24 protein-coding genes are annotated in these 26,385 nt (G+C 41.3%); 5 read left to right on the forward strand and 19 right to left on the reverse strand.

Going from position 1 to position 26,385, the window contains the following annotated elements; all coding sequences use genetic code 11:
• Position 1 precedes the first annotated feature (1 nt).
• From hscA to trmJ, 7 genes are all read right to left on the reverse strand, one after another.
• On the reverse strand, positions 2-1,855 hold the full coding sequence (gene hscA / locus C9J51_RS16615; RefSeq protein WP_045040621.1) for a Fe-S protein assembly chaperone HscA: 1,854 nt from the start codon (positions 1,853-1,855) through the stop codon (positions 2-4).
• A gap of 32 nt (positions 1,856-1,887) precedes the next feature.
• The gene (hscB, locus tag C9J51_RS16620; RefSeq protein ID WP_045037174.1) at positions 1,888-2,403 is read right to left on the reverse strand and encodes a co-chaperone HscB; all 516 of its coding nucleotides are present in this window, start codon (positions 2,401-2,403) and stop codon (positions 1,888-1,890) included.
• An 88-nt stretch (positions 2,404-2,491) separates the two neighbouring features.
• Complete coding sequence (gene iscA / locus C9J51_RS16625) at positions 2,492-2,815, reverse strand: iron-sulfur cluster assembly protein IscA (protein ID WP_036795847.1); 324 nt, start codon at positions 2,813-2,815, stop codon at positions 2,492-2,494.
• A gap of 17 nt (positions 2,816-2,832) precedes the next feature.
• The gene (gene iscU, locus C9J51_RS16630) at positions 2,833-3,219 is read right to left on the reverse strand and encodes a Fe-S cluster assembly scaffold IscU (RefSeq protein ID WP_045037130.1); all 387 of its coding nucleotides are present in this window, start codon (positions 3,217-3,219) and stop codon (positions 2,833-2,835) included.
• Between the two features lie 33 nt (positions 3,220-3,252).
• The gene (locus tag C9J51_RS16635; protein ID WP_045037131.1) at positions 3,253-4,467 is read right to left on the reverse strand and encodes an IscS subfamily cysteine desulfurase; all 1,215 of its coding nucleotides are present in this window, start codon (positions 4,465-4,467) and stop codon (positions 3,253-3,255) included.
• A 31-nt stretch (positions 4,468-4,498) separates the two neighbouring features.
• The gene (gene iscR / locus C9J51_RS16640; RefSeq protein ID WP_045037132.1) at positions 4,499-5,014 is read right to left on the reverse strand and encodes a Fe-S cluster assembly transcriptional regulator IscR; all 516 of its coding nucleotides are present in this window, start codon (positions 5,012-5,014) and stop codon (positions 4,499-4,501) included.
• Between the two features lie 109 nt (positions 5,015-5,123).
• A complete protein-coding gene (gene trmJ / locus C9J51_RS16645) occupies positions 5,124-5,864 on the reverse strand; it encodes a tRNA (cytosine(32)/uridine(32)-2'-O)-methyltransferase TrmJ (protein WP_045037133.1) in 741 nt (246 codons plus the stop codon).
• A gap of 244 nt (positions 5,865-6,108) precedes the next feature.
• On the opposite strand from trmJ, the gene suhB reads away from it, so the two are divergent.
• Positions 6,109-6,909 carry an inositol-1-monophosphatase gene (suhB, locus tag C9J51_RS16650; RefSeq protein WP_045037134.1) on the forward strand — a complete coding sequence of 267 codons (801 nt, stop codon included), beginning with the start codon at positions 6,109-6,111 and terminating at the stop codon, positions 6,907-6,909.
• A gap of 318 nt (positions 6,910-7,227) precedes the next feature.
• Here the strand turns inward: suhB and secF are convergent, their stop codons facing one another.
• The 5 genes from secF to queA form a co-directional block, all read right to left on the reverse strand.
• Entirely contained in the window at positions 7,228-8,175 is a 948-nt protein-coding gene (secF, locus tag C9J51_RS16655; protein ID WP_045037135.1) for a protein translocase subunit SecF, read from the reverse strand.
• 12 nt (positions 8,176-8,187) lie between these two features.
• The gene (gene secD / locus C9J51_RS16660; protein WP_045040622.1) at positions 8,188-10,041 is read right to left on the reverse strand and encodes a protein translocase subunit SecD; all 1,854 of its coding nucleotides are present in this window, start codon (positions 10,039-10,041) and stop codon (positions 8,188-8,190) included.
• 36 nt (positions 10,042-10,077) lie between these two features.
• On the reverse strand, positions 10,078-10,413 hold the full coding sequence (gene yajC, locus C9J51_RS16665; protein WP_045037137.1) for a preprotein translocase subunit YajC: 336 nt from the start codon (positions 10,411-10,413) through the stop codon (positions 10,078-10,080).
• A 26-nt stretch (positions 10,414-10,439) separates the two neighbouring features.
• The gene (gene tgt, locus C9J51_RS16670; RefSeq protein WP_045037138.1) at positions 10,440-11,567 is read right to left on the reverse strand and encodes a tRNA guanosine(34) transglycosylase Tgt; all 1,128 of its coding nucleotides are present in this window, start codon (positions 11,565-11,567) and stop codon (positions 10,440-10,442) included.
• A 296-nt stretch (positions 11,568-11,863) separates the two neighbouring features.
• On the reverse strand, positions 11,864-12,916 hold the full coding sequence (gene queA / locus C9J51_RS16675) for a tRNA preQ1(34) S-adenosylmethionine ribosyltransferase-isomerase QueA (protein WP_045040623.1): 1,053 nt from the start codon (positions 12,914-12,916) through the stop codon (positions 11,864-11,866).
• A 271-nt stretch (positions 12,917-13,187) separates the two neighbouring features.
• Between queA and C9J51_RS16680 the strand changes: the two genes are divergently transcribed.
• Complete coding sequence (locus C9J51_RS16680) at positions 13,188-13,673, forward strand: CBS domain-containing protein (RefSeq protein ID WP_045037140.1); 486 nt, start codon at positions 13,188-13,190, stop codon at positions 13,671-13,673.
• 61 nt (positions 13,674-13,734) lie between these two features.
• Here C9J51_RS16680 and aceA read toward each other — a convergent pair whose 3' ends face one another.
• The 3 genes from aceA to C9J51_RS16695 form a co-directional block, all read right to left on the reverse strand.
• A complete protein-coding gene (aceA, locus tag C9J51_RS16685; RefSeq protein ID WP_045037141.1) occupies positions 13,735-15,042 on the reverse strand; it encodes an isocitrate lyase in 1,308 nt (435 codons plus the stop codon).
• A 37-nt stretch (positions 15,043-15,079) separates the two neighbouring features.
• On the reverse strand, positions 15,080-16,693 hold the full coding sequence (aceB, locus tag C9J51_RS16690; protein WP_045037142.1) for a malate synthase A: 1,614 nt from the start codon (positions 16,691-16,693) through the stop codon (positions 15,080-15,082).
• A gap of 691 nt (positions 16,694-17,384) precedes the next feature.
• On the reverse strand, positions 17,385-18,287 hold the full coding sequence (locus C9J51_RS16695; protein WP_045037143.1) for a hydrogen peroxide-inducible genes activator: 903 nt from the start codon (positions 18,285-18,287) through the stop codon (positions 17,385-17,387).
• 131 nt (positions 18,288-18,418) lie between these two features.
• Here C9J51_RS16695 and C9J51_RS16700 point away from each other — a divergent pair, with 131 nt between their 5' ends.
• Both C9J51_RS16700 and C9J51_RS16705 read left to right on the forward strand, forming a co-directional pair.
• Positions 18,419-19,030: a peroxiredoxin C gene (locus C9J51_RS16700; protein ID WP_045037144.1), complete on the forward strand. Its 612-nt coding sequence runs from the start codon at positions 18,419-18,421 to the stop codon at positions 19,028-19,030.
• 237 nt (positions 19,031-19,267) lie between these two features.
• Positions 19,268-20,008 carry a copper homeostasis protein CutC gene (locus C9J51_RS16705; RefSeq protein ID WP_045040624.1) on the forward strand — a complete coding sequence of 247 codons (741 nt, stop codon included), beginning with the start codon at positions 19,268-19,270 and terminating at the stop codon, positions 20,006-20,008.
• 121 nt (positions 20,009-20,129) lie between these two features.
• On the opposite strand, the gene phoU is transcribed toward C9J51_RS16705, so the two are convergent.
• The 4 genes from phoU to C9J51_RS16725 are packed head-to-tail and all read right to left on the reverse strand — an operon-like array spanning position 20,130 to position 25,595.
• On the reverse strand, positions 20,130-20,837 hold the full coding sequence (gene phoU, locus C9J51_RS16710; protein ID WP_045037146.1) for a phosphate signaling complex protein PhoU: 708 nt from the start codon (positions 20,835-20,837) through the stop codon (positions 20,130-20,132).
• A gap of 11 nt (positions 20,838-20,848) precedes the next feature.
• Positions 20,849-21,685: a phosphate ABC transporter ATP-binding protein PstB gene (gene pstB / locus C9J51_RS16715; protein WP_181314829.1), complete on the reverse strand. Its 837-nt coding sequence runs from the start codon at positions 21,683-21,685 to the stop codon at positions 20,849-20,851.
• Positions 21,686-21,714: 29 nt separating this feature from the next.
• Positions 21,715-23,352, reverse strand: coding sequence for a phosphate ABC transporter permease PstA (gene pstA / locus C9J51_RS16720; protein WP_045040625.1), 1,638 nt, complete (start codon positions 23,350-23,352; stop codon positions 21,715-21,717).
• 14 nt (positions 23,353-23,366) lie between these two features.
• Positions 23,367-25,595: an ABC transporter permease subunit gene (locus C9J51_RS16725; protein ID WP_045040626.1), complete on the reverse strand. Its 2,229-nt coding sequence runs from the start codon at positions 25,593-25,595 to the stop codon at positions 23,367-23,369.
• A 175-nt stretch (positions 25,596-25,770) separates the two neighbouring features.
• Here C9J51_RS16725 and C9J51_RS16730 point away from each other — a divergent pair, with 175 nt between their 5' ends.
• Positions 25,771-26,277 (forward strand): glycine cleavage system protein R, encoded by a 507-nt coding sequence (locus C9J51_RS16730; RefSeq protein WP_045040627.1) that lies wholly within the window; start codon positions 25,771-25,773, stop codon positions 26,275-26,277.
• Positions 26,278-26,385 lie beyond the last annotated feature (108 nt).

Raw genomic sequence — 26,385 nt, forward strand, 5'->3', positions numbered from 1 at the left:
CCTAAACCTCATCAATAGACTGACCAGCTAACGCTCGACGAATAGATTGATCCATTCGACGTGACGCAAATTCTTGGCTGGCCTTATCAGTTTTCTTAATACCTGCTTCAATGGTACGAGCGTCGCCACTCTGACGTAATTGAACCAGTTCCATCATTACAGTTTCTAATTCTTCGCGTTCTTGAGCCGTTAACAAGGTTTCGCCATCTGTTGCCAGCGCAGCTATCAATCCTTCAAGTACACGATCGGCTTCTACTTGTTGTTCCGCTAATGCACGTGCATCTTTGTCATCTTGAGCAAATGTCATTGAATCGCGTAGCATAGTTGCAATTTCATCATCAGAAAGACCATAAGATGGCTTCACTTGAATCGATGATTGCACACCGCTGCTTTTTTCCATTGCCATTACCGATAATAAGCCATCAGCATCAACTTGGTACGTCACACGAATATGTGCAGCTCCAGCGGCCATTGGTGGAATACCACGTAAAGTAAAGCGGGCGAGTGAACGGCAATCGCTCACCATCTCACGCTCACCTTGAACGATATGAACAGACATTGCTGTTTGACCATCTTTAAACGTAGTAAATTCTTGGGCGCGAGCAACTGGCAGCGTGGTATTACGAGGAATGATTTTTTCAATCATGCCCCCCATGGTTTCAATGCCTAATGACAATGGAATCACATCTAATAACAACATATCTGCATCGGGTTTATTACCCACCAGAATATCAGCTTGAATAGCCGCACCGATGGCGACCACTTGATCAGGATCGATAGAAGTTAATGGTGTTTTACCAAAGAAGCTTCCCACCAATTCACGGACTAACGGGACGCGAGTTGAGCCGCCAACCATGACGGTTTCAATTACATCATCAATAGTAATATCTGCATCTTTTAATGCACGACGACAAGCAAATAAGGTTTTCTTTATTAATGGCGTAACTAACCCATTGAATTGGTCTCGTGTGATTTCACCCTGCCAACCTAATACATTCATTGTCACGCTATCAGCATCACTCAATGTCACTTTTGCTTGTTGAGCAGCATCTTGTAATTCACGGCGTTGTTGTGGAGTTAGTGTCTCGATTAATTCCGCTTGAAGTAAGACCCAGTCAGCAATCAGCTGATCAAGATCATCACCGCCTAATGCAGAATCACCACCTGTCGCAAGAACTTCAAATACGCCTTTAGATAGACGTAAAATCGAGATATCAAACGTACCACCACCAAGATCATACACCGCTATCACGCCTTCTTGGCCTGAATCGAGGCCATACGCAATCGCAGCTGCTGTTGGTTCATTAAGTAAGCGCAAAACATTTAGATTAGCTAACTTAGCGGCATCTTTTGTGCCAGCACGCTGCGCATCATCAAAATAAGCAGGAACGGTAATCACCACGCCTTCAAGATCGCCACCTAAACTTTCTACTGCACGCTGACTTAATGATTTTAAAATTTCAGCGGATACCTGCACAGGGTTCATCGTTCCCTGGCGAGTCACTAGCTGTGGTAAGCCATTTTCTGATGCGGTAAATTGATAAGGCAATTGTGGGTAACGTTGCTCAATATCAACCAATGATCGTCCCATCAGACGTTTTACCGATAGGATAGTATTAACAGGATCACGTTGTGCATAAGCACGTGCGGCATCACCTGTCACAACATGCTTTTCAGCATAATGCACCACTGAGGGTAAAATTGAACGCCCTTCAGCATCTTTCAATGTTTCTGCAACACCACTACGCACGGTTGCAACTAATGAATTTGTCGTCCCTAAATCAATGCCGACCGCTAATTTTTGTTGATGCGGTGCTGCGCTTTGACCGGGCTCGGAAATCTGTAAAAATGCCATTATCGTTCCTGTCTAAATAACGCAAGTGCTGATTAGTCGAATAATGATTCTTCAAGACGTTCGACTTCATCACGCAACTTAACAATAAACTTTAACTTACGTACTGCATCCGCAGCTTCAACCCAATTTTCTTGGCTCAATAAATCGGCCAGTTTGTTCAACTGTGCCTTATACATCGTTGTAGCCTGTTGTTCAAAATCAAACAAAGCTGTTTCAGGATCAGCACAATCAGAAATAACTTCAAGCGCTTCACGCAGTTCCATTTGCTGCATCAAGAAATCCATATCTTGCAGCGTCTTTTGCTCACCACGAATATCTTCATCGCGTTCAGCAAGCATATATTCAGCACGAGAAACAGGATTCTTTAATGTTTGAAAGGCGTCGTTAATCTGAGCGGCTTTTTGTACCGACAATAATCGGTCACGCTCAGATGCAGTAGCAAAGTTATCAGGATGAAATCGACGTTGTAATTCGCGGAATTGTGTTGCTAATAAGCCGCCATCAACATCAAATTGAAACGGTAATCCAAATAATTCGAAATGATTCATAATCGCAACCATATATAAAAAATAAACCTGACAACTCACTCGCCATAATGGCGGCCAGCAGCCAGGTTTAATAAAACACTATGAGCAATTATACGTTGAAGCTTTCACCACAACCGCATTCGCTTGACACGTTAGGGTTGTTAAACTGAAAACCTTCATTAAGGCCTTCTTTGGCAAAATCAAGCTCGGTACCATCAAGGTAAACCATACTTTTTGCATCAACGATAATTTTTACACCTTGTTCTTCAAAGACTTGATCCCCTTCGTCAAGATCATCGACGAACTCAAGGATATACGCCATACCCGAACACCCTGAAGTGCGAACCCCGAGGCGTAAACCAATGCCTTTGCCTCGGTTAGCTAAAAAAGTCGATACGCGACTAGCTGCCGCTTCAGTGATAGTAATGGCCATACTTCAAACCTCAGAAATTATTTTTGTTCGTGTTTCTTTTTATAATCGCTAACTGCTGCTTTAATTGCATCTTCTGCAAGAATTGAACAGTGAACCTTAACCGGTGGTAACTCAAGCTCTTCTGCAATCGCAGAGTTCTTGATTGATGCTGCTTCGTCTAATGTTTTACCTTTCACCCATTCAGTGATCAGTGAACTTGATGCGATAGCAGAACCACAACCATATGTTTTAAACTTTGCATCTTCAATAATGCCATCTTCAGATACTTTAATCTGAAGCTTCATTACATCGCCACAGGCTGGTGCACCCACCATACCGCTACCAATGCTTTTATCGTCGTTGTCAAATGAACCCACGTTACGCGGATTTTCATAATGATCGATGACTTTTTCACTATATGCCATGATAAATTCCCTCGAATAATGTCTAACCGCAGATTAGTGGTGTGCCCACTCAACTGTATTTAAATCAATGCCTTCTTTGAACATATCCCAAAGAGGTGACATTGCACGTAGCTTATCTACTGCTTGTTTAATTTGAACAACTGCATAATCAATTTCTTCAGCGGTAGTAAAACGACCAAAAGAGAAACGGATTGAACTATGTGCTAGTTCATCATTTAGGCCTAATGCACGCAGTACATATGATGGCTCTAAGCTCGCTGATGTACATGCAGAACCTGATGATACGGCAAGATCTTTCAATGCCATAAGCAATGACTCGCCTTCAACAAACGCAAAACTAATGTTTAGGTTAGTTGGAATGCGGTGTTCCATATCACCATTGATTGACATCTCTTCGATGCCTTCAAGGCCTTTAAGTAGACGCTCACGCATATCAACAGCGTGTTGGTAATCTTGTGCCATCTCAAGCTTAGCAATACGGAATGCTTCACCCATACCCACAATTTGGTGAGTCGGTAAAGTACCAGAACGGAAACCACGTTCATGGCCGCCACCGTGCATTTGTGCTTCAAGACGAATACGAGGCTTACGACGCACATACAGTGCACCAATACCTTTAGGACCGTAAATCTTATGCGCTGAGAATGAAATTAGATCGACTTTCGTTGTTTGTACATCAATCGGCAGTTTACCCGCTGATTGTGCTGCATCAACATGGAAAACAGTCTTATTTTCACGACAGATTTCGCCGATAGCTGCAATATCTTGAATAACACCAATTTCATTATTCACATGCATAATAGAAACCAGCACAGTATCTTCACGCATTGCGTCGCGTAGTTTAGCCAAATCAACAAGACCATTTGATTCAGGCTCAAGGTAAGTTACCTCATAACCTTCACGCTCTAATTGACGACATGGGTCAAGAACCGCTTTGTGCTCAGTTTTACACGTAATAACATGCTTGCCTTTCTTGTGATAGAAATGCGCAGCACCTTTAATGGCAAGGTTATCAGACTCAGTCGCACCTGATGTAAAGACAATTTCACGTGGATCAGCATTAACTAACTCGGCAATATACTCACGAGCAGCATCAACTGCTTCTTCAGCTTGCCAGCCATAACGATGTGAACGTGACGCTGGATTACCAAACGTACCATCCATAGTTAAACACTGAACCATTTTCTCAGCAACACGAGGATCTACCGGGCAAGTTGCAGAGTAATCAAAATATATTGGCAGTTTCATTTTCTTCTCCGAAAACACGAACGTCTGGTCTCTAGGAGCGGACATCGACACCGATAGGGGCGCTGTCGTGTGATTTTTTATTTGCAAATGATGGCTGATTATTACTGCGTAGAATTACATCCTGACGATCAGCAATAACTTGTACATCATTATCCTTCATCAACTCACCAAGAGTGATGTTATTCAAAAATCCGCTGATACGATCACTTAAATCATGCCATAGAGTGTGAGTTAAACAGCGCACTCCGCCTTGGCAGCCGCCTTTCCCTTGGCACTTAGTTGCATCAACTGATTCATCAACCGCAGCGATAACCATACCGACAGCGATATTGCTAGCATCTTCACCCAAGCGATAACCACCACCAGGACCACGAACACTTGTTACTAAGCCCGCTTTACGAAGACGCGAAAAGAGTTGTTCTAGGTAGGACAGTGAGATCCCTTGACGTTCTGAAATATCAGCCAACGGTACTGGTCCATTATGTGAGTGCAATGCTACATCTAACATTGCAGTCACTGCATATCTTCCTTTTGAGGTCAACTTCATAACATGGCTACCTACTTGAATGTATACAAGTAGTCTCTCATACCCGACTAATTTGGTCAAGTATTTAACCCACTAAAACAATGGGTCTTTCGCTAACTTGCGACCACGGTTATTTATTGTTCTTCTCTAAGGTTTCAATTGTCTTTTCTATTGATGATAAAATACCACGTAAAATATTTAACTCTTGTTGCTCAGGGCGAGCACGAGTAAACATACGGCGCAATTTTACCATCACCATACCGGGATGATTCTTATTGATAAACCGAGTTTGGGTGGTTACTTTTTCAAGATGTTCGTAAAACATTTCAAGCTCATTGGCGCGCGGATATTCATCCACAACTTGAGTTGATTGATGTTTAGTCGCATTAAGATACGCCATACGAACTTCATAAGTTATTGTTTGTACTGCCATCGCTAAATTTAATGAGCTATATTCAGGATTCGCCGGAATATAAACGTGGCAATGACATTTTTGTAATTCTTCATTGGTGAGGCCGATACGTTCACGACCAAATAAAATGGCTACCGGATGTTGCTCTGATTCAGCAACCACTTTAATGCCATTTTCACGTGGATCTAATTGTGGCCATTCTAAAGTGCGAGAACGTGCACTTGAACCAACAACTAAACCGCAATCAGCAACGGCTTCATCTAATGTTTTTACAATTTTAGCGTTCTCAACTACATCTGCTGCACCTGCCGCTAAAGCAATTGTATGACTATCAATTTCGCACGCGGGATCAACAAGAACAAGGTTGGTTAACCCCATTACTTTCATTGCGCGAGCAGCTGAACCGATATTTCCAGGGTGTGACGTGCCGATGAGGACAACGCGAATTTTATCTAACATGATGTCGCTATATTCCAGTCTAATTTAACGCTCAGAGATAGTAGCACAGCCATCACAAAAATGAAGAAAACATGTCTATTTGATGAACGTTATTACCTATTACTGCCATCAATAAATAAAATTACGCTATTTTCGTTTTTTCCAGATCCGCTAACGTCGAAAAAATAACCACTTCCTTTTTTTTATAGCTCTGTTATACTCGCCGCCGCTTTTTATGTTCTTTAACATCCGTTGGGAAAATCCTATGCATCCGATGCTTAATATTGCCATTCGCGCTGTGCGAAAGGCTGGTGACCATGTCATTAAATCTCTAGAAAAACCTCAATCTATTGAGGTTGCTAATAAAGGTAATGATGTTGTTACCAATATCGATCTTGAAGCAGAAGCTATCATCATCGAGACAATCCGTAAATCTTACCCTGAGCACTGCATTCTTGCAGCTGAATCTGGTACGAAAGAAGGACGTGACAAAGAGTGTCAGTGGATTATTGACCCAGTGGATGGCACCATGAACTTTGTTCGCGGTTACCCTCACTATGCAATTTCTATCGCTCTACGTATGCGTGGCCGTACAGAAGTTGCAGCAGTTTACGACCCAGCTCGTAACGAACTATTCACAGCTACTCGTGGTTCAGGCGCGCAACTTAATAGCCTACGTCTACGTGCATCACAACCTCGTGATCTAACAGGTACTGTTTTAGCAACTGGTCTTCCTTTTGCTGCTAAACAACACGCTGAAAGCTACCTAAAAATCCAAAATGCTTTATTTGTAGAATGTGATGACATGCGTCAATCAGGTTGTACTGCATTGGATCTTTGTTACCTAGCTGCTGGCCGTGTTGATGGCGTGTTCAAACTAGGCCAAAAGCCTTGGGAACTTGCTGCTGGTGAATTAATCGCGCGTGAAGCTGGTGCTATCTGTGCTGACTTTACGGGTAACACTAACTACCTAGTTTCTGGCAACATTGTTGCTGGTAACGCACGTGTAGTTAAGCCAATGCTTGCTAAAATCCGTGAATTCGGTAGCGATGCTCTGGCTAAGTAATCTTTGATTACTACTCGAAAATAAAAACGCCCTGCTGATTTCCACCAGCAGGGCGTTTTTGTTTCTATCACTATCAACATCATCAACCTCTGTGTTATTTCGCCTTATTCCAAAATACCCACACACTTTCTATTCGTGACTCTTTTCACCCCGATTCTTCATTCCCCCCTCTCTTTTATTTATAACTTCACGTAAAACGCAACGAAAAAATATAAAATTTAATCATGTAGTTACTACAATCATTATGCTTTCCACATAAAAAAACGGAGCCAAAAGACTCCGTCTATTTATTTTTCACAATGCGTACATTATTTACTGTTATGGCATTGCATCAAGTTCTTCGCCTTCTTTCTCTACTGGCGTTGGCATTAAGTGCTCACGGGTAATACCCAATTTAAGCGCTAACGCGGATGCCACATAGATTGAAGAATACGTACCGATAGTAATACCCAGCAATAAAGCTAATGCAAAACCTTGAATCATCGCACCGCCTTTTAAGAACAAGGCAATGACAACAAACAAAGTGGTACTCGAAGTAATTAATGTTCGACTTAATGTTTGAGAAAGTGAACTATTCATAATTTCTTCAGCAGTTTGCTTACGCATCTTACGGAAATTTTCTCGAATACGGTCAAACACCACGATAGTATCGTTAAGTGAGTAACCCACTACCGTTAGCAATGCCGCCACAATAGTTAAATCAACTTCAATTTGTAATATCGAAAAAATACCAACGGTAATGATAATATCGTGTGCTAACGATAACACCGCACCAGCAGCTAAACGCCATTCAAAACGCACCGAGACATAAAGTAGAATACAAAGTAGTGCAATTAAAATTGCTAAACCACCCGCTTCTGCCAATTCATCGCCCACATTAGGACCAACAAATTCCACTCGGCGCATTTCAACTTGCTGACCCGTTCCGGTTTTTAAAGCATCAATGATCTGGTTGCCCAGAACTTCGCCTTTAATACCATCACGAGGTTGTAGTCGTACCATAACATCGCGTGCAGTACCAAAATTCTGTACAATTGCATCGCCAAAACCTGACTCTGCTAATGATTCTCGAATTAAAGGTAAATCCGCCGGATTTTTAAAGCTCACTTCAATTAGCGTACCGCCAGTAAAGTCTAAGCCCCAATTCAAACCTTTGGTTGATATTGTCGTAATAGAAGCAATAATCATCATTAACGAGAAAATAAACGCTAACTTTGACCAACGCATAAAGTCAGTAACTTTATCTGTATTCAATAATTGTTTCATTTATGCGTCCTCCTAAATTGACAACTTATCTACGCGTTTGCCGCCATAGACTAAGTTAACCACAGCACGAGTACCGACAATCGCAGTAAACATCGACGTCAAAATACCGATCGATAATGTCACAGCAAAACCTTTAATTGCACCTGTACCAACAGCAAACAAAATAATCGCTGTCATTAAGGTGGTGATATTGGCATCGGCAATGGTACTAAACGCATTGGCATAACCTTGTTGAATCGCTTGCTGAGGACTTCGCCCATCACGTAACTCTTCACGAATACGTTCAAAGATAAGCACGTTAGCATCAACCGCCATACCCACCGTTAATACAATCCCGGCAATACCTGGCAAGGTCATGGTTGCACCTGGGATCATCGACATTATGCCAATAATTAACACTAGGTTCATCATCAATGCTAAGTTCGCGATCAAACCAAAACCACGGTAATACAATAAGGTAAATAGCATTACAGCGACCATGCCCCAGATACACGCCTGAATACCCATATCGATATTCTGTTGACCCATAGATGGACCAATGGTGCGTTCTTCAACAATGGAAATCGGTGCAATCAACGCACCTGCACGTAATAACAATGCAAGGTTGTGCGCTTCTGGCTGTGAATCAATGCCTGTAATACGGAAGTTACGTCCAAGTGCCGTTTGAATGGTCGCTTGGTTAATCACTTCTTCGTGTTTTTCAAGAATGACTTTACCTTCAGAGCTACGATTACCGCTGTCTTTGTACTCAGTAAATACGGTGGCCATTAATTTGCCAACGTTATTACGTGAGAACGCCGTCATTTTGCTGCCGCCTTCGGTATCAAGCGAAATATTCACCTGAGGACGTCCATATTCATCAGCACTTGATGTCGCATCTGTAATATGAGAACCCGCCAAAATAATACGCTTTTTCAATACCGCAGGACGACCATCACGGGTCATCTTAACTTCACTGCCCGCAGGAACTCGTCCCGCAGCAGCAGCCGCAAGATCAGCATTACTATCAACTTCACGGAACTCAAGCGTCGCTGTTGCGCCTAAAATTTCTTTAGCACGCGCAGTATCTTGAACACCCGGTAGCTCAACCACAATACGGTTAGCACCTTGGCGTTGTACTAATGGTTCGGCAACGCCTAATTCATTAACACGGTTACGTAAAATCGTAATATTTTGATCAACAGCATAATTACGAATTTCTTGAAGACGTGCTTCAGAGAAACTAGCGATTAATACAAAACGTCCTTTCGCGTCACTTTCAGTAAAGATCATATCGGGATGAAGAGGCTCTAATACCGCTTTTGCCTGCTCAAGTTGAGCCGCATCACGTAAACGTATAGAAACCGTTTCTTTACTTTTATCAATGGCACGATAACGAATTTTATCTTGGCGTAGTTCAGTTCTGAATGTTTCTTCTTGCTGACCTAATAGCTTTTCCATCGCTGCATCCATATCCACTTCCATAAGGAAATGAACACCACCACGCAAGTCTAAGCCAAGCTTCATCGGTGTAGCACCAATAGCTTCTAACCAAGAGGGTGTTGAGGGTGCAAGATTGAGTGCAACAATATATTTGTCGCCTAACTCACTATTAAGAATATCGCGGGCACTAATTTGAATATCAGTATCTTTAAAACGGACCAATATAGAGCCATTTTCAAATACAACTGATTTATAGGGGATATTGTTCTTTTTTAAATCTTCGGTGACAGTATCCAAAGCGGTCATAGTAACTGAGGCGCCACGCGCCCCAGTTATTTGAATCGCTGGATCTTCACCGTATACGTTGGGAAGTGCATAAAGCAAACCTATAATTAGCGCGAACAACACTAACAAGTTCTTCCACAGAGGGTATCGGTTAAGCACTGCTATGATCCTTCAAAGCGAATGTTTTTTATAGTCTTATAAAGACTTCATTGTGCCTTTTGGCAAAACGGCTGTAATGAAGTCTTTTTTAATAGTCACTTCAGTATTGTCGTTTAGCGCAATAACAATGTAATCACTTTCAGATGAAGACTTTGTAATACGACCTAAAAGACCACCGTTTGTCATTACTTCATCGCCTTTACTCATCGAGCTCATTAGCGTTTTGTGTTCTTTAACACGCTTAGCTTGTGGACGGTAGATCATGAAGTAAAAAATTACAGCGAACAGACCCAGCATAATGAATAACTGGTATGGTGAACCTTGAGAAGCACCTTCAGTTGCAGCATGTGCTTGAGAGATAAAAAAGCTCATTTATAACGTCCTCGATTTATTATGATTTATACAATTTGTAATGGTGGAACTTCACGGTCACGACGCGCGTAGAATTCTTCTACAAATGCATCGAAACGATCTTCTTCAATCGACTTACGGATACTTGCCATTAAGCGTTGGTAGTAACGTAAGTTATGAATAGTATTTAAGCGTGCACCTAGAATTTCATTACATTTGTCTAGGTGATATAGATACGCTTTTGAATAATGACGACAAGTGTAACAGTCACACTCAGGATCTAGTGATGTCGTATCTGTTTTATGTTTCGCATTACGGATCTTGATCACACCACCAGTTACAAACAGGTGTGCATTTCGTGCATTTCGCGTTGGCATTACACAGTCAAACATGTCGATACCACGACGTACGCCTTCAACTAGATCTTCCGGCTTACCTACACCCATAAGGTAACGTGGTTTGTCTTCTGGTAATTTTGGACAAGTATGCTCAAGAATACGGTGCATATCTTCTTTAGGCTCACCAACCGCTAAACCACCAACCGCATAACCATCAAAACCAATCTTGGTTAGACCTTCAACTGAAACATCACGAAGATCTTCATATACGCCACCTTGTACGATACCAAATAGTGCATTTGGATTTTCTAGCTCATCAAAATGGTTACGACTACGTTGAGCCCAACGAAGTGACATTTCCATCGACTTCTTAGCTTCATCATGAGTTGCTGGGTATGGTGTACATTCGTCAAAGATCATCACGATATCAGAACCAAGATCTTTTTGAATTTCCATCGACTTTTCAGCATCCATGAAAATTTTGTCACCATTAACAGGGTTACGGAAATGTACGCCCTCTTCAGTGATTTTACGTAATGCACCAAGACTAAATACTTGGAAGCCGCCTGAATCGGTTAGAATAGGACCTTTCCATTGCATAAAGTCATGCAAGTCACCGTGCATCTTCATTACTTCTTGACCAGGACGTAACCACAAGTGGAACGTATTACCAAGAATGATTTGCGCACCTGTTTCTTCAACTTCTTCAGGTGTCATACCTTTAACAGTACCGTAAGTACCTACTGGCATAAATGCTGGTGTTTCGACCGTACCACGTTCAAACTGCAAGCGACCGCGACGTGCGCGACCTTGAGTTTTATCTAATTCAAATTTCACAAGACCTCCAAAAGCCAGAGAAACAATCTGACGATATTCCCATCATGGGATTAAGCCCCACAGGCTATTGCCTGATCAGCCACAAAAATAATGGTCGTTTATAACGGCCATTGTCGCTCTCTACATTAGGGTTATCGTAAATAGGCATAACCATAAAGTGGAGCAAAAATGCTTTTATTCTGTTGTAAATACTACATAAATAAATTTATATCATGTAGCAGAGACAACAAAGGCCGCAATTGTAACAAAAAGCAGCCTAAATACTTAATTTTTAATAAGTGTTAACGTTATCGGTATCACACATTTTTACGGGTAATAAACATCGAATCGCCATAACTAAAGAAACGATATTGATTAGCCACTGCTTGATGATAAGCATTCATGGTGTACTCATAACTAGCAAATGCACTCACTAGCATAATCAGTGTCGATTCAGGCAAATGGAAATTAGTAATTAATACATCCACTAACTGGAATTGATACCCAGGGAAAATAAAAATTTCTGTATCACCAAAAAAAGGTTTTAGCTCAGTACCCTTCTTAATCGCATCTTGTGCTGCACTTTCTAGTGAGCGTACTGATGTTGTACCAACCGCAATAACACGGCCGCCATTAGCACGGGTTTCATTAACCGCAGTAACAACCTCTTCAGGCACTTCAACATATTCAGAATGCATGTGGTGATCATTAATGTCATCAACACGTACAGGCTGGAATGTTCCCGCACCAACATGCAAGGTCACAAAGGCAAAATTAACGCCTTTCACTTTTAGATCAGCCATCAGCTTCTCGTCAAAGTGTAAACCCGCAGTAGGCGCTGCAACTGCACCCGGTTTAGCGTTATAAACCGTTTGGTAGCGCTCTTTATCTGCATCTTCGTCTGGACGATCTATGTACGGTGGTAATGGCATATGCCCCACCTGATCTAAAATCTCTAAGACGGTTTTATCGCTGTTAAAACGAATTTCAAATAACGTATCGTGGCGAGCAACCATTACCGCAGAAAACTCACCATGTTCACCTAATAACAATTCCATACCAGGCTTTGGTGGTTTAGATGCGCGCACATGAGCAAGAATGGATTTATCATCCAGCATTCGCTCAACTAACACTTCAATTTTACCACCAGACGCTTTATGACCATACATACGCGCAGGAATAACACGGGTATTATTAAAAACCAATAAATCCCCAGCCTCGACCAGATCTAACACATCTTTAAAACCTTTATGTGCTAATTCACCAGTGTTGCCTGTCATATGTAGCAAACGACTCGCGGTACGTTCAGGTTGTGGATAGCGAGCAATTAGCTCATCTGGTAACTCAAAATCAAAATCAGAAACTTGCATCGTAATACGCCTTAAATAACAGCAAGCGGGCATTATACTTAACTCCACCAAAGATGCGAAACCCCGTAGCAATTAAAGCATAGATTCCATCAAAAAATGATCGCCATCCCCGTTACTCAGTCTTGATTGAATAATTAAAGATGCCGTTTAATCATTCATGATATGTGAAATTTATGACCACCGTCATAGGATAATCACCCATAATTCGCTACATTCAAAAGAGTCAATTACGAATAATATCTTAGCGATTAGATAAAAGACGGAGGTTTCTATGTTTACTGTTGCCGATATGATGACACTAAAGCCGCATACATTGTCACGCAATGACACCTTATTTGATGCCAAAGAAATGATGCAAACCCAGTCTATTCGTCACATCCCCATTACTGACCATAATCATCACTTATTAGGCTTAATTTCTCAGCGAGATGTTCTTGCCGCTCAAGACTCTAATTTAAAATCAGTGATTACCAACCCTTGTTACTCACCACTAGAAGTCTTACTCGAGCATTGCATGAACCGTAATATTTTTAGTGTCGATAGCCATGCAGGCCTTAAAGAAGCGGCGCTGTATATGCAAAAAAATCAAATCGGTTGTTTGCCTGTACTTGAAAATAAACAACTGGTAGGAATTATTACAAATAGTGATTTTGTTGCAATTGCGGTGACATTGTTAGAAATGCAAGATGAAGTAGATCCTATAGAACAAGACAACCTTGATGAACTTGATGATATCGATATAGCCCGTGACTTATAACAGCCACTAAAAAGGGAGCATCATGCTCCCCTCGATAGATTAATTTCCGTAGATAATACGTTTACTTAAACTGTTCTTCTTCAGTTGATCCTGTTAAAGCCGTCACTGACGAATTACCACCTTGAATAGTATTGGTCATAGTATCAAAGTAGCCAGTACCCACTTCTTGTTGATGAGCAACAAAAGTGTAGCCTTTATTCGCCGCTTCAAACTCAGGACGCTGTACTTTTTCAACGTAATGACGCATCCCTTCACCTTGTGCATAAGCATGAGCAAGTTCAAACATGTTGAACCACATATTATGAATACCCGCGAGCGTAATAAACTGATACTTATAACCCATGTCCGCTAATGCTTGTTGGAATTTAGCGATAGTTTCAGCATCAAGGTTCTTTTCCCAATTAAACGACGGTGAACAGTTATAGGCTAATAACTGATCAGGGTATTGCTCATGAATCGCTTCAGCAAATTTACGCGCTTCTTCTAAACATGGCTTGGCAGTTTCACACCAAATTAAATCCGCATAAGGTGCATATGCCAAACCACGCGAAATAGCCTGATCAATCCCCGCACGAACACGGTAAAAACCTTCGGCAGAGCGATCGCCAATAATAAAATCTTTATCATATAAATCACAATCTGACGTTAACAGATCTGCCGCATTCGCATCAGTACGTGCAATCACTAACGTTGTCGTTCCCGCCACATCAGCCGCTAAACGTGCTGCCACTAACTTTTGCACCGCTTCTTGGGTTGGGACTAATACTTTACCGCCCATATGACCACATTTTTTCACTGATGCTAATTGATCTTCAAAGTGCACCCCAGCCGCACCCGCTTCAATCATATTACGCATCAATTCATACGCATTTAGCACCCCACCAAAACCCGCTTCTGCATCAGCGACAATCGGCAAGAAATAATCAATGCCATCAGAGGGTGAGCCACCATTAGACCATTGAATTTGATCTGCACGACGAAAAGAATTGTTAATACGCTTTACCACCGCAGGTACTGAATCTACTGGGTATAAAGACTGATCAGGGTACATCGCTGAGGCGGTATTATTATCGGCTGCAACTTGCCAACCCGATAAATAAATCGCTTCAATACCGGCTTTTGCTTGTTGAACCGCTTGCCCACCTGTTAATGCACCTAAACAGTTAACATAGCCTTTTTTAGCACTACCATTAACCAATTCCCATAATTTATCAGCCCCGCGCTGAGCTATAGTGTTTTCAGGAATAAACGAACCACGAAGATTAACCACTTCTTCTGCGGTATAAGTACGTTTAACGTGTTTCCAGCGTGGATTTTCAGCCCAATCTTTTTCTAAGGCTGCAATTTGTTGTTGGCGAGTTAATGTCATCATAATATCCCTCTAATCACTTGGCGGTAATCCGTTATTACACTAAATAGTCATAACCTTTTAAGGTCAGGAAGTTGTCTAACTCATCACTAGTGGCTAAGTGCGACATTAAATAGGTAGCCTCATCAAAACGTCCATTTTCAATTCGCTCTTGGCCTAACTCTTGTTGCAATACTTGCATTTCTTCAGTCAACATTTGTGCAAATAAGGCTTTAGTAACCACTTGACCATTAGATAAAGTCTTACCGTGTTTTATCCATTGCCAAATTGAGGCACGTGCAATTTCCGCGGTTGCCGCATCTTCCATTAAACCGTAAATAGGCACACAACCATTACCTGAAATCCATGCTTCAATATATTGCACCGCCACTCGAATATTATGCCGCATACCCACTTCGGTTCGTTCACCATCACAAGGGGCTAATAATTCAGCCGCAGTAATAGGCGCATCGTCTTCTCGACTAATATTTAATTGATTAACACGCTGATCGAGCACTTCATCAAAAATAGCGCGCGCAGTATCGGCTAACCCGGGATGAGCAACCCATGTGCCATCGTGACCATTGTTGGCCTCAAGTGTTTTGTCCGTTTGAATCTTATTTAATACCCATGCTTGTTGCTTGGGATCTTTCGCTGGAATAAATGCCGCCATACCGCCCATTGCTAATGCACCACGACGATGACAAGTACGGACTAATAACCGTGAATAAGCATTAAGAAATGGTTTTTCCATGGTCACCACTTGGCGATCAGGTAAAATACGATCAGGGAAATTACGTAAGGTTTTTATATAACTAAAGATATAATCCCAACGTCCACAATTAAGGCCAACAATATGTTCTTTAAGACTAAATAATATTTCATCCATCTCAAACGCGGCCGGTAACGTTTCAATCAAGACCGTTGCTTTAATAGTACCGCGCGTTAACCCAAATTGGTCTTCGGTAAAACTAAACACATCACTCCACCATGCCGCTTCTCTAAAACTTTGTAGCTTAGGCAAATAGAAATAAGGGCCGCTGCCTTTGGCTAATAACGCTTGGTGGTTCAAATAAAAATACAGTGCAAAATCAAGTAAAGCTCCCGGAATTGGCTGCCCATTCCAGAGTATATTTTTTTCAAGTAAATGCAGACCACGAACACGACAAATCAATACCGCAGGATCATCATCAAGCTGATATAACTTACCTGTTTTAGGATGGGTATAACTGATGGTGCCATTAACTGCATCACGTAGATTCTGATGACCATCAATAATCGCATTCCACGACGGAGAAAATGAATCTTCAAAGTCTGCCATAAAGACTTTTACATTGGCATTTAGCGCATTAATGACCATTTTACGATCAACGGGACCTGTGATTTCAACGCGACGATCTTGTAAATCATGAGGAATATTTTGTATTTTCCACTCCGACTCTCTAATCGCCTGAGTCGTAGGTAAAAAATCAAGAAGTTGGCCACGATCAATGGCTAATTGCTGCAATTCACGAGCCTCTAATAATAACGGAACGCGTTCAGCAAATCGTTCAACTAACTGCGCAATAAACAATAAAGCGTCAGTCGTTAAAATCTGTTGTTGATGCTCCGTCAGAGGTTGTGGCAGAAATAACTGGGAATGAGCATTGGCTTGAATGGCTGTGTCTGTCATATAGCACCTCCAGCATGTAACTTAATCACTACTTTTATCAATAACAAAAGTAATGATTCCCTGTTGAATTATCTTAAGCACATGTTTACGTTGCCGTAACCTCGCGCATAATGCAAATAACACCAAATTCACGCATCGCCAAAGGAAAAACAAAAACCTTTAAATTTATAGAGTTACAAAAGATGTATACCTGTGCAATCTCCTTAATTCTTAACAATCTTAGCAATTAACTCGGAATTTAGATTTATCCATAAACAATACTTTTTTGTATCTATTTACGTAATTAAATTACAAAGCATCATTTTAAAATCATTATTTAAAAAAGTGTTTTAAACAAACTGTTATATTTATATGCAACATAACAGTTTGATTAATAAAATATTAAGTCTTATTCAAAAGAAAAAATCAAATAATTAAAAATAATAACTAACAAAATAATTACGACGTTAATTTGCACGCAGAAATAAATTAAACCAACAAAACAGTAAGTTATAGATAATTCACTCGATAATATAATATTTTAATTATTATTGAAAAATTGATATTTTCAACTAAAAACAACGTAAAATAACGATCGTGGATATAACACTAATAAAAAAACCTGAACAACGATAATAACCACATTAATATTACCGCGGGTTATTGATCATTACTTCAGGCTTCTTGTACGACAATAATAACGAAAAAAGGCTTATAATAAGCTTTTAACTATTTCGCCTAATTTTTCAAATGTTGCAACACGGCTTGACGTCGGCCGCCATACTAAACCAATCTCACGATAAGCATCTTTACCTGGTGGCTCAATAACGACCAAATTTTGGTTCTCTAAAATGCCATGTTTAATTGCCATCTGTGGAATAAACGTTGTGCCTAAACCATTAGCAACCATTTGTACCACGGTATGTAAACTCGTGGCTGTAAATGGATTGATTTTTTCTTTCGCCGTCAATTGACATGCCGATACTGCATGTTCAGTTAAACAATGCTCTTTCTCTAATAAGAACACTGACTTATCAGGTAAATCTGCATAGTGTAGCGGCATCGTTACTGAAGATGCTTGTTGTTTACTGATCACCATCTTAAACGCATCGCGTCCAACCACTTTGCTAGCCATACCATGGATATCAACGGGTAATGCTAAAATTAACACATCCATTTCACCATGTTGCAGCGCTGCTAATAAATTGGTGGTGGTATCTTCCCGCAATAATAAATTCAATTTAGGGTATAACGCATTCACCTGCTGCACTAAACCACACAGCAAAAATGGCGCAATAGTTGGAATACAGCCGACCCGTAATGGCCCTTCCATACCATCACCGCAGCAACGAGAAAGCTCGATCAAGTCACGACTGCACGCTAATAATTCTCGTGCTCTTTCTACCACTTGTTCTCCCATTGATGTAAACACTAAGGTTTTAGCCTTTGTATCCCGTTCAACAAGATGGCAGTCGAGTAACTCCTCAAGATTTTGAATACCAGAACTTAATGTCGACTGGCTCACAAAACACCGTTTAGCTGCTTCGCCAAAATGGTGTGTTTCCGATAGAGTAACTAAATAATGTAGCTGTTTAAGTGATGGAAATTTATTCATCGTATTTTTCGATTACTTTAATCTGTTTATTCCGCTTTTTTCAATTTAACAGTTTCGCTATAGTTTGTCCCGTCCAAGTATGGAGCTGACCCAAAAAGGTTAGCAAACCCCAATATTTAAGGAGCACCAAAATGGTACTAGTAGGTCGTCAAGCACCAGATTTTACTGCTGCAGCTGTTCTCGGTAACGGCGAAATCGTTGATACTTTCAACTTTGCAGAATTTACTAAAGGTAAAAAAGCAGTAGTTTTCTTTTACCCACTAGACTTCACTTTCGTATGCCCATCTGAGCTTATTGCTTTTGATAAGCGCTTTGAAGATTTCCAAGCGAAGGGTGTAGAAATTATTGGTGTTTCAATTGATTCACAGTTCTCGCACAACGCATGGCGTAACACTGCTATTGAAGATGGCGGTATCGGTCAAGTTAAATACCCACTAGTTGCTGATATTAAGCACGAAATCTGTAAAGCTTACGATGTTGAGCATCCAGAAGCGGGTGTTGCTTTCCGTGGTTCTTTCCTTATCGATGAAGACGGCATGGTTCGTCATCAAGTAGTTAACGACTTACCATTAGGTCGTAACATCGATGAAATGCTACGTATGGTTGATGCATTGAACTTCCACCAGAAGCATGGCGAAGTATGTCCTGCGCAGTGGGAAGAAGGTAAAGCAGGTATGGACGCATCACCAAAAGGTGTAGCGGACTACCTATCAGAGCACACTGCAGACTTAGGTAAGAAATAATTACCTACTAACACCACGCTCACGGTGTTATGAATTGCATTAGTGCTACATAGAGCCAAAGTCAGCTCAAATAAAAATATAATGAGGCCCGGAATATACCGGGCCCTTTTTTTATCTCGCGTTTACCACGTTATTTCATTTTCAACCAACCGCACATTATCAATCACCGCTGTTCGCCCCCTCTGCAATAATCTTCTACACTGAACACCCTCTTAAATACCATACTGTTAATAATCAATGACTATTCAACTTGAAGTTTGTATCGATAATCTTGAATCGCTTCATAATGCGCAACAAGCAGGCGCAACCCGTATCGAACTGTGCTCATCGTTAGCGCTTGGTGGACTCACACCTAGCGCTGGATTTATGTCTGCCGCCGCTAAATATGCCACCATTCCTGTTTATGCGATGATTCGCCCGCGCCAAGGTGATTTTTTATTCAGCAGTGACGATGTTGAAATAATGCTGGCAGATATTTTTGCTGCTAAACAGGCAGGATTACAGGGAGTCGTTGTCGGCGTATTAACCGCACAAGGCTTAGTGGATAACGACATTCTTACGAGTCTCGTTAAACAAGCCCAAGGAATGGGGATCACCTTTCATCGCGCCATCGATCAATGTGTGGAGCCAATGGCAGCACTTGATACGATTATGGCGGCTGGCTGTGAACGCATTCTCACTTCTGGTTTACAAGCCAATGCTTATGACGGTATTAGTATGATTAACCAAATGCATCAACACTGTGGTAATCACTTGAAAATTATGGCGGGCGCGGGCGTCAATAGTCATAACGTGCGTGACATCATTGCTCGAACAGGCATCAACGAGATCCACCTTTCGGGTAAAACCACGCGTCCAAGTCATATGATTACAGTTGCAAAACAAGCGCATATGGGTAGCGCAGACATTGACGATTTCGCCATTCCAATCACGGGAATCGCAAATATAGCGGCAGTGGTGGCTCAACTTAAGCTGTGATAATCATTACCACCACCAACAAAAACGGGACGTATCATCTTATTTAAGATCATCACGTCCCTTTTTGTTTTTACGATATCGCTTAATTTTAGTGTCGCTACAACATCAGCAATGTTTGTTGCTAAAGCATATTTTTAATGTCTTCAGGGTTAGTGTGGCGAATATCTTTGCCCTGTACAAAATAGATAATATATTCACAAATATTTTGGCAGCGGTCCCCCACTCGTTCAATGGATCGCGCAGCCCACATTACCTTCATCACATTCGGTATTGAATTAGGATCTTCCATCATATAAGTCATTAATTGTCGTATGATCGCTTCATATTCACGATCAATACGATCATCTTCTTGATACACTTCAATCGCCGCTTTTACATCCATTCGGGCAAAAGCATCTAAGGTTTCGTGCAACATTCGCACCGCGTGTTGACCTAACGATTCCAGTGAAACTAATAAGTTATATTGCTTATTGGTGAAATTTTCCGACGCCACTTTTGCAATACTTTCAGCAACATCACCAATCCGCTCTAAATCAGTAATGGTTTTAATAATCGCAATCACTAACCGTAAATCACTGGCGGTCGGCTGACGCTTGGCAATGATACGCGTGCAAGCTTCATCAATGGCCACTTCCATCGCATTGACTTTATGATCGTCTCTAATCACCCGCTTGGCTAATTCTTCATTTTGTTTATGTAATGCTTTTAAGCTATCTGCTAACTGCTGTTCAACCAAACCACCCATGGCTAACACATGGGTTCGAATACTTTCTAATTCATGATTGAACTGACCTGAAATATGACGGCCAAGGCTAATTGTATTTAACATGCTGTCGATCCTTAACCATAACGCCCTGTAATATAATCCTCAGTACGTTTTTCTTTGGGAGTGGTAAATATATCATTGGTACTGGTATATTCCACTAGCTCACCCATATGCATAAAAGCGGTTTGATCGGAAACTCGCGCCGCTTGCTGCATATTATGAGTAACGATGATAACGGTATATTTTGCTTTAAGCTCATTAATCAACTCTTCAATGGTCAAGGTTGATATCGGATCCAAGGCTGATGTTGGCTCATCTAATAATAAAATCTCAGGTTCAATCGCTATTGCCCGCGCGATCACTAATCGTTGTTGCTGACCGCCTGACAAACCAAATGCATTCTCATGCAACCGCCCTTTTACTTCATCCCACAATGCCGCTGAACGCAGTGAACTTTCAACCGCATCATCAAGCACGCGGCGATCGTTGATCCCTTGCAATCGCAGTCCGTAAACAACATTTTCATAGATTGATTTAGGAAAAGGATTGGGGCGCTGAAATACCATTCCGACTTGACGCCGCAGCGCTGCAACATCAACCTTTTTATCATACACATTCTGACCATGAAGCATGACTTTACCGTCAATATGACAGCCATCAATCAGATCATTCATGCGATTAATACAGCTCAATAACGTTGATTTACCACACCCTGAAGGACCAATAAATGCAGTAACTTGGCCTTTAGCAATCCGCATATTGATATCAAATAATGCCTGCGTTTGACCATAATGGAGGTTTAAACCTTCTATCGACAATGCGGTTTTATCTTCGGCTAATAGCGATAAATCTAATGGCTCAAATAACCCCATTGGTGGGTGGTCAGTAAAGAGCGAACGATCGTTATACATAGTTGTTCTCATCTTATTGATACTTAGGGTTATTGCTCTAAAGCGCGGAATTTTTCCCGAAGGTGATTACGAATCGCAATAGCCGTTAAGTTTAAACTAATAATAACCGTGACTAATAGAAACGAGGTTGCGTACACTAATGGGCGCGCAGCTTCAACATTAGGACTTTGAAAGGCAACATCATACACATGAAATCCTAAGTGCATGAATTTTCTATCTAAGTGTACATATGGAAAATGCATATCTAACGGCAAGGTCGGGGCCATTTTCACTACCCCCACCAGCATTAATGGCGCTACTTCCCCTGCCGCCCGAGCAACAGCAAGAATCAATCCTGTCATGATAGCTGGGCTCGCCATCGGCAATACAATGCGCCATAAGGTTTCCGCTTGTGTCGCGCCAAGTGCTAACGAACCATTACGTACCGAGCTTGGAATACGGGCTAACCCTTCTTCGGTTGACACAATAACTACCGGTAAAGTCATGATAGCGAGTGTTAATGCTGACCATAAAATCCCCGGTGTACCAAAGGTCGGGGTCGGCAATTGAGCAGAGAAGAACACATCATCAATAGTGCCGCCAACCATATAGACAAAGAAGCCTAATCCAAACACACCATACACAATTGACGGTACGCCCGCGAGATTGATCACCGCAATACGAATTAAATTTGTAAACCGATTATTACTGGCATATTCATGTAAATAAACCGCAGCAAGTACCCCTAATGGTGTCACCATGATACTCATTAATAACACCATAAACACCGTACCAAAGATGGCTGGAAACACACCGCCTTCGGTATTTGCTTCACGTGGTGCTTCAGATAAAAACTTATAAACTTGATGACCCCAATGTTGTACTTTTTCAAGCCACGACAAATTATTGGGTTGCCACATATCCAACACTTGCATCATCGGAATCGTAACATTAGCGCCACTTTGATCGCGTAACACTAGCGCGTCAGTGTCTAATTGCCCTTGTAATGCAAATAGTCGATTTTCAATGTTTTTATAAATCGTATTGTAATTGGCTTGCTCACGATCGATACGTTGTCCATCCGCCACAGTGAGCTTACCGCGTAATTCTAAGCGGCGTTTTTCAATGCGTAACCGTTCTAAATGCCAGTTAATATTGGCAATCTCATTATTTTGTAAAGATCGCAATTCCGAACGGACTTTATTGGCTTGTGCTAACGCTACAGTAAGTTGAGATAAAGGTTGAGGTTCACCGCCTTCAATTACACTGACTGGGTAGCCATAGAACTTACCATTACTTTCACGATCAACCACCGCAATATTATTGGCGATTTGCTGATGAATGATTTGAGTGCTTAATACGGTTAAGAAATCGAGTGTACCCTGACCACGATTACCGGTTTTAATTAAATAACGCGGCACACTGTCTTCAGTAAATTGACTAACATCGACACCCGCATCTGCCAATTGATCCACCGGTACCATAGTACGTTGATAGAGTTCACCAATAACGACTTGCGGTTTACCATTGAGATTAACATCAAACTGATACACGGGTGCGGGCCAAAAATAACTCAAGCCTTTATAGCCAATTAATAACAATAAACTGAGTACAGCAACCAAGCTCAAGCTGACGGCACCCGCGGTTAACCAAATCCATGGCGAACCAGATTTAAACCATTTAATCATTGCTGTATCACTTATTATAACGAACTGTATTTTGCACGTAGTCGTTGACGAACAACTTCAGCAATCGTATTAAATACAAAGGTAAATACAAACAGTACAAAGGCGGCCAGGAATAACACTCGATAATGCGAGCTACCCACTTCTGATTCGGGCATTTCAATAGCGATGGTGGCTGCTAAAGTACGTAACCCTTGCAGTAAGTTCCAATCCATAACAGGGGTGTTGCCCGTTGCCATTAATACAATCATGGTTTCACCGACTGCGCGCCCAAGTCCCATCATGATCGCAGAAAAAATACCGGGGCTGGCAGTGAGTAACACCACTTTGGTTAAAGTCTGCCATTGGGTTGCCCCTAAAGCTAATGAGCCTTTGGTCAAATGCGCTGGCACTGAGAAAATAGCATCTTCGGCAATAGTAAAAATCGTCGGAATAACCGCAAACCCCATCGCGATACCAACAATAAGCGCATTACGCTGATCATAACCGATACCTAAATGGTTATTTAAATAGCCTTGTAAATCACCATTAAAAAACTGCGTTTCAATCCACGGGCTTAAACCAAAACAACCATAGGTTACCGCTATAATCACAGGGATTAACAAGGCAATATGAAAACCATTGGGAACACGTGATCGCCATTGTCCTGGCAACATTGACCAACTCCAACCAACCACAATAATAGCCAACGGTAACAACACAATTCCAAGCGCTATACCTGCTAAATATTGCTCAACAATAGGCGCTAACCATACCCCCGCTAGAAATCCCAAAATAACGGTAGGTAAGGCTTCCATCAATTCAACCGTAGGTTTGATCACCCTTCTGACTTTATTTGACATAAAATAAGCAGTATAAATCGCGCCAGCCAATGCTAATGGAATCGCAAAAAACATCGAATAAACCGCCGCTTTCAGCGTACCAAACACTATAGGTACTAAGCTTAATTTCGGCTCAAATTCATCACTGGCAGAGGTGGATTGCCACACATAATCAGGCTCAGCATAACCTTCATACCATACTTTTTGTAATAACGATGATAACCCAATATCGGGATGCGCATTTTTAACTTGGTAACTCTGCAATTGCCCATTATCGAGCGTTACTAATAAATTCGCTTTAGGAGAAATGGCAATATCAGTCGGTACTTTAGTGAAGACTTTATCTTTGTATATAACTTTACGCTCGGCAGTGTAATAAGCCGAGCTCGTGCCGTCTTTCTGAATCGCAAAAAAGCCTTTACGGTAATATTCAGGCACAATTTTAACTAATGGGCTGGCCGAAAAATGAAACGTTCTGACACTGATTAACTGACGCTTTCCTTGTTTTACCACTTCAAACCATTGCGAAATCGTATTATCAGAATTGGTAATCAATAATGAATTTGCGCCAGACAACAGGGTAATCGAGACTGGCTTACTGTTACCTGTAGCAATATTTTCAATTTTACGCAGAAAAGCCGTGTTAGCGGTTAACTTATATAAATATAAATTGGATCCACTCAACACATACAGCGTCTTACCATCTGGGGTTAATTGAAAATCATCAATTTTAGCGGGAGTATTAGTAATCTCAAACCGCTGCTGTTGCCATCCATTCGCCCGTTGCACCACATTTTCGGGCAGTAATAAGCTCAACCCATAAAGATGATTAGTCGCCGTTTTACCGACCACAATAGTACGATCATCACGCCCAGAAATAGCTAATTGCGTGATGGTCTCTCCTGTGGGAGCAAGTGCTAATGGCGTTTGACCAAAAGGATATTGAATGCTGGGTTGTAAGTGCTTATTTGCCTCAGAAAAAGTAAGTTCAAACGCAGGTTTAACGATCTTAACCTGTCCTTGTGCCGTAGCATAAGCCACCATACCATCACGCGGCAAACTCACCGCATACGCAGTCGGATTTTTAATGATCGTCTGTTGTTTTAGTATGGTTGCTGATGGCGATGGTGAGTGTAGATCGACAAAAATAACCTTACCATCGTGACTAAAACGATAAGCAATCTTATTACTGTCATCAACCCCTAACAACGCTGTTTTGCTGGTTACAGATAATGATAAGTGCTGTTTAGGATTAACAGCAACAGATGAGAAAATAGGCACAATCACATACAGTAAATAAAAGAAAATCAGCATCAAGGTGATCAAAACAAAAATACCACCCGCCGTCACGCCGACGCGAGTTAATTGATCTTTACCTCGACGAAAACGATTTTCTTTCCTTAGTAATGTGCTGGCGTTTGCCATTATGACCTCTAACCTATTTATACGCTCAAAAGTGTATTGCTATTTAATGACAGATTTATGACAAAGACCATTGTGATGATGATTTGAGTTGGCTAAACCGTATTTTACAGCCATGCTTAAAAACAACCACTCTAATAAACACCATCATCATGTTATAGCGACAAGGACTGACCTAATGAAACAACTGATTGTGACCATTATTGGTAAAGACAAACCAGGGCTTGTAGAGCAGTTATCCGATACCGTCTATTTTAATCATGCCAATTGGCTCAGCAGTTCACTTAGCCAACTTGGCGGGCAGTTTGCAGGAATAATACAAATAGACGTTGCAACGGAACACTTTCAATCACTTCGCCAAGCATTAACTGACATTGAAGCATTACACATTCACATCGTAGAAGATCACACTCAAACCGTGACCACTTATGTCACTCAACAGCTTACCGTAACAGGTAATGATCGTCGGGGCATAGTAAAAGAAGTAACACGCCATTTAGCTCAACTTGGCGTCAATATTGCCAAACTTAAAACCAACACCCAAAGCGCACCTAACTGGGGTTACCCTATTTTTGTGGCTGAATTTCAGTTACACACTCCCCTTGAAATCAGTGCAGCCATGATTCAACAACAATTAGAACAGTTAGCTGATGATTTAACTGTCGATATTGATACACTTAGCTAAATCAATCAGGTCGCTTACATTAAAGCAATGTAGCGCGAATCGTGCTGCTTTAACATGCCATGGTAAACATCTGTGATAAATAAGAACATTTAACCATGCTACACAATG

The sequence above is a fragment of the Photobacterium iliopiscarium genome (genome assembly GCF_003026395.1).
GTDB classification, from domain to species: domain Bacteria; phylum Pseudomonadota; class Gammaproteobacteria; order Enterobacterales; family Vibrionaceae; genus Photobacterium; species Photobacterium iliopiscarium.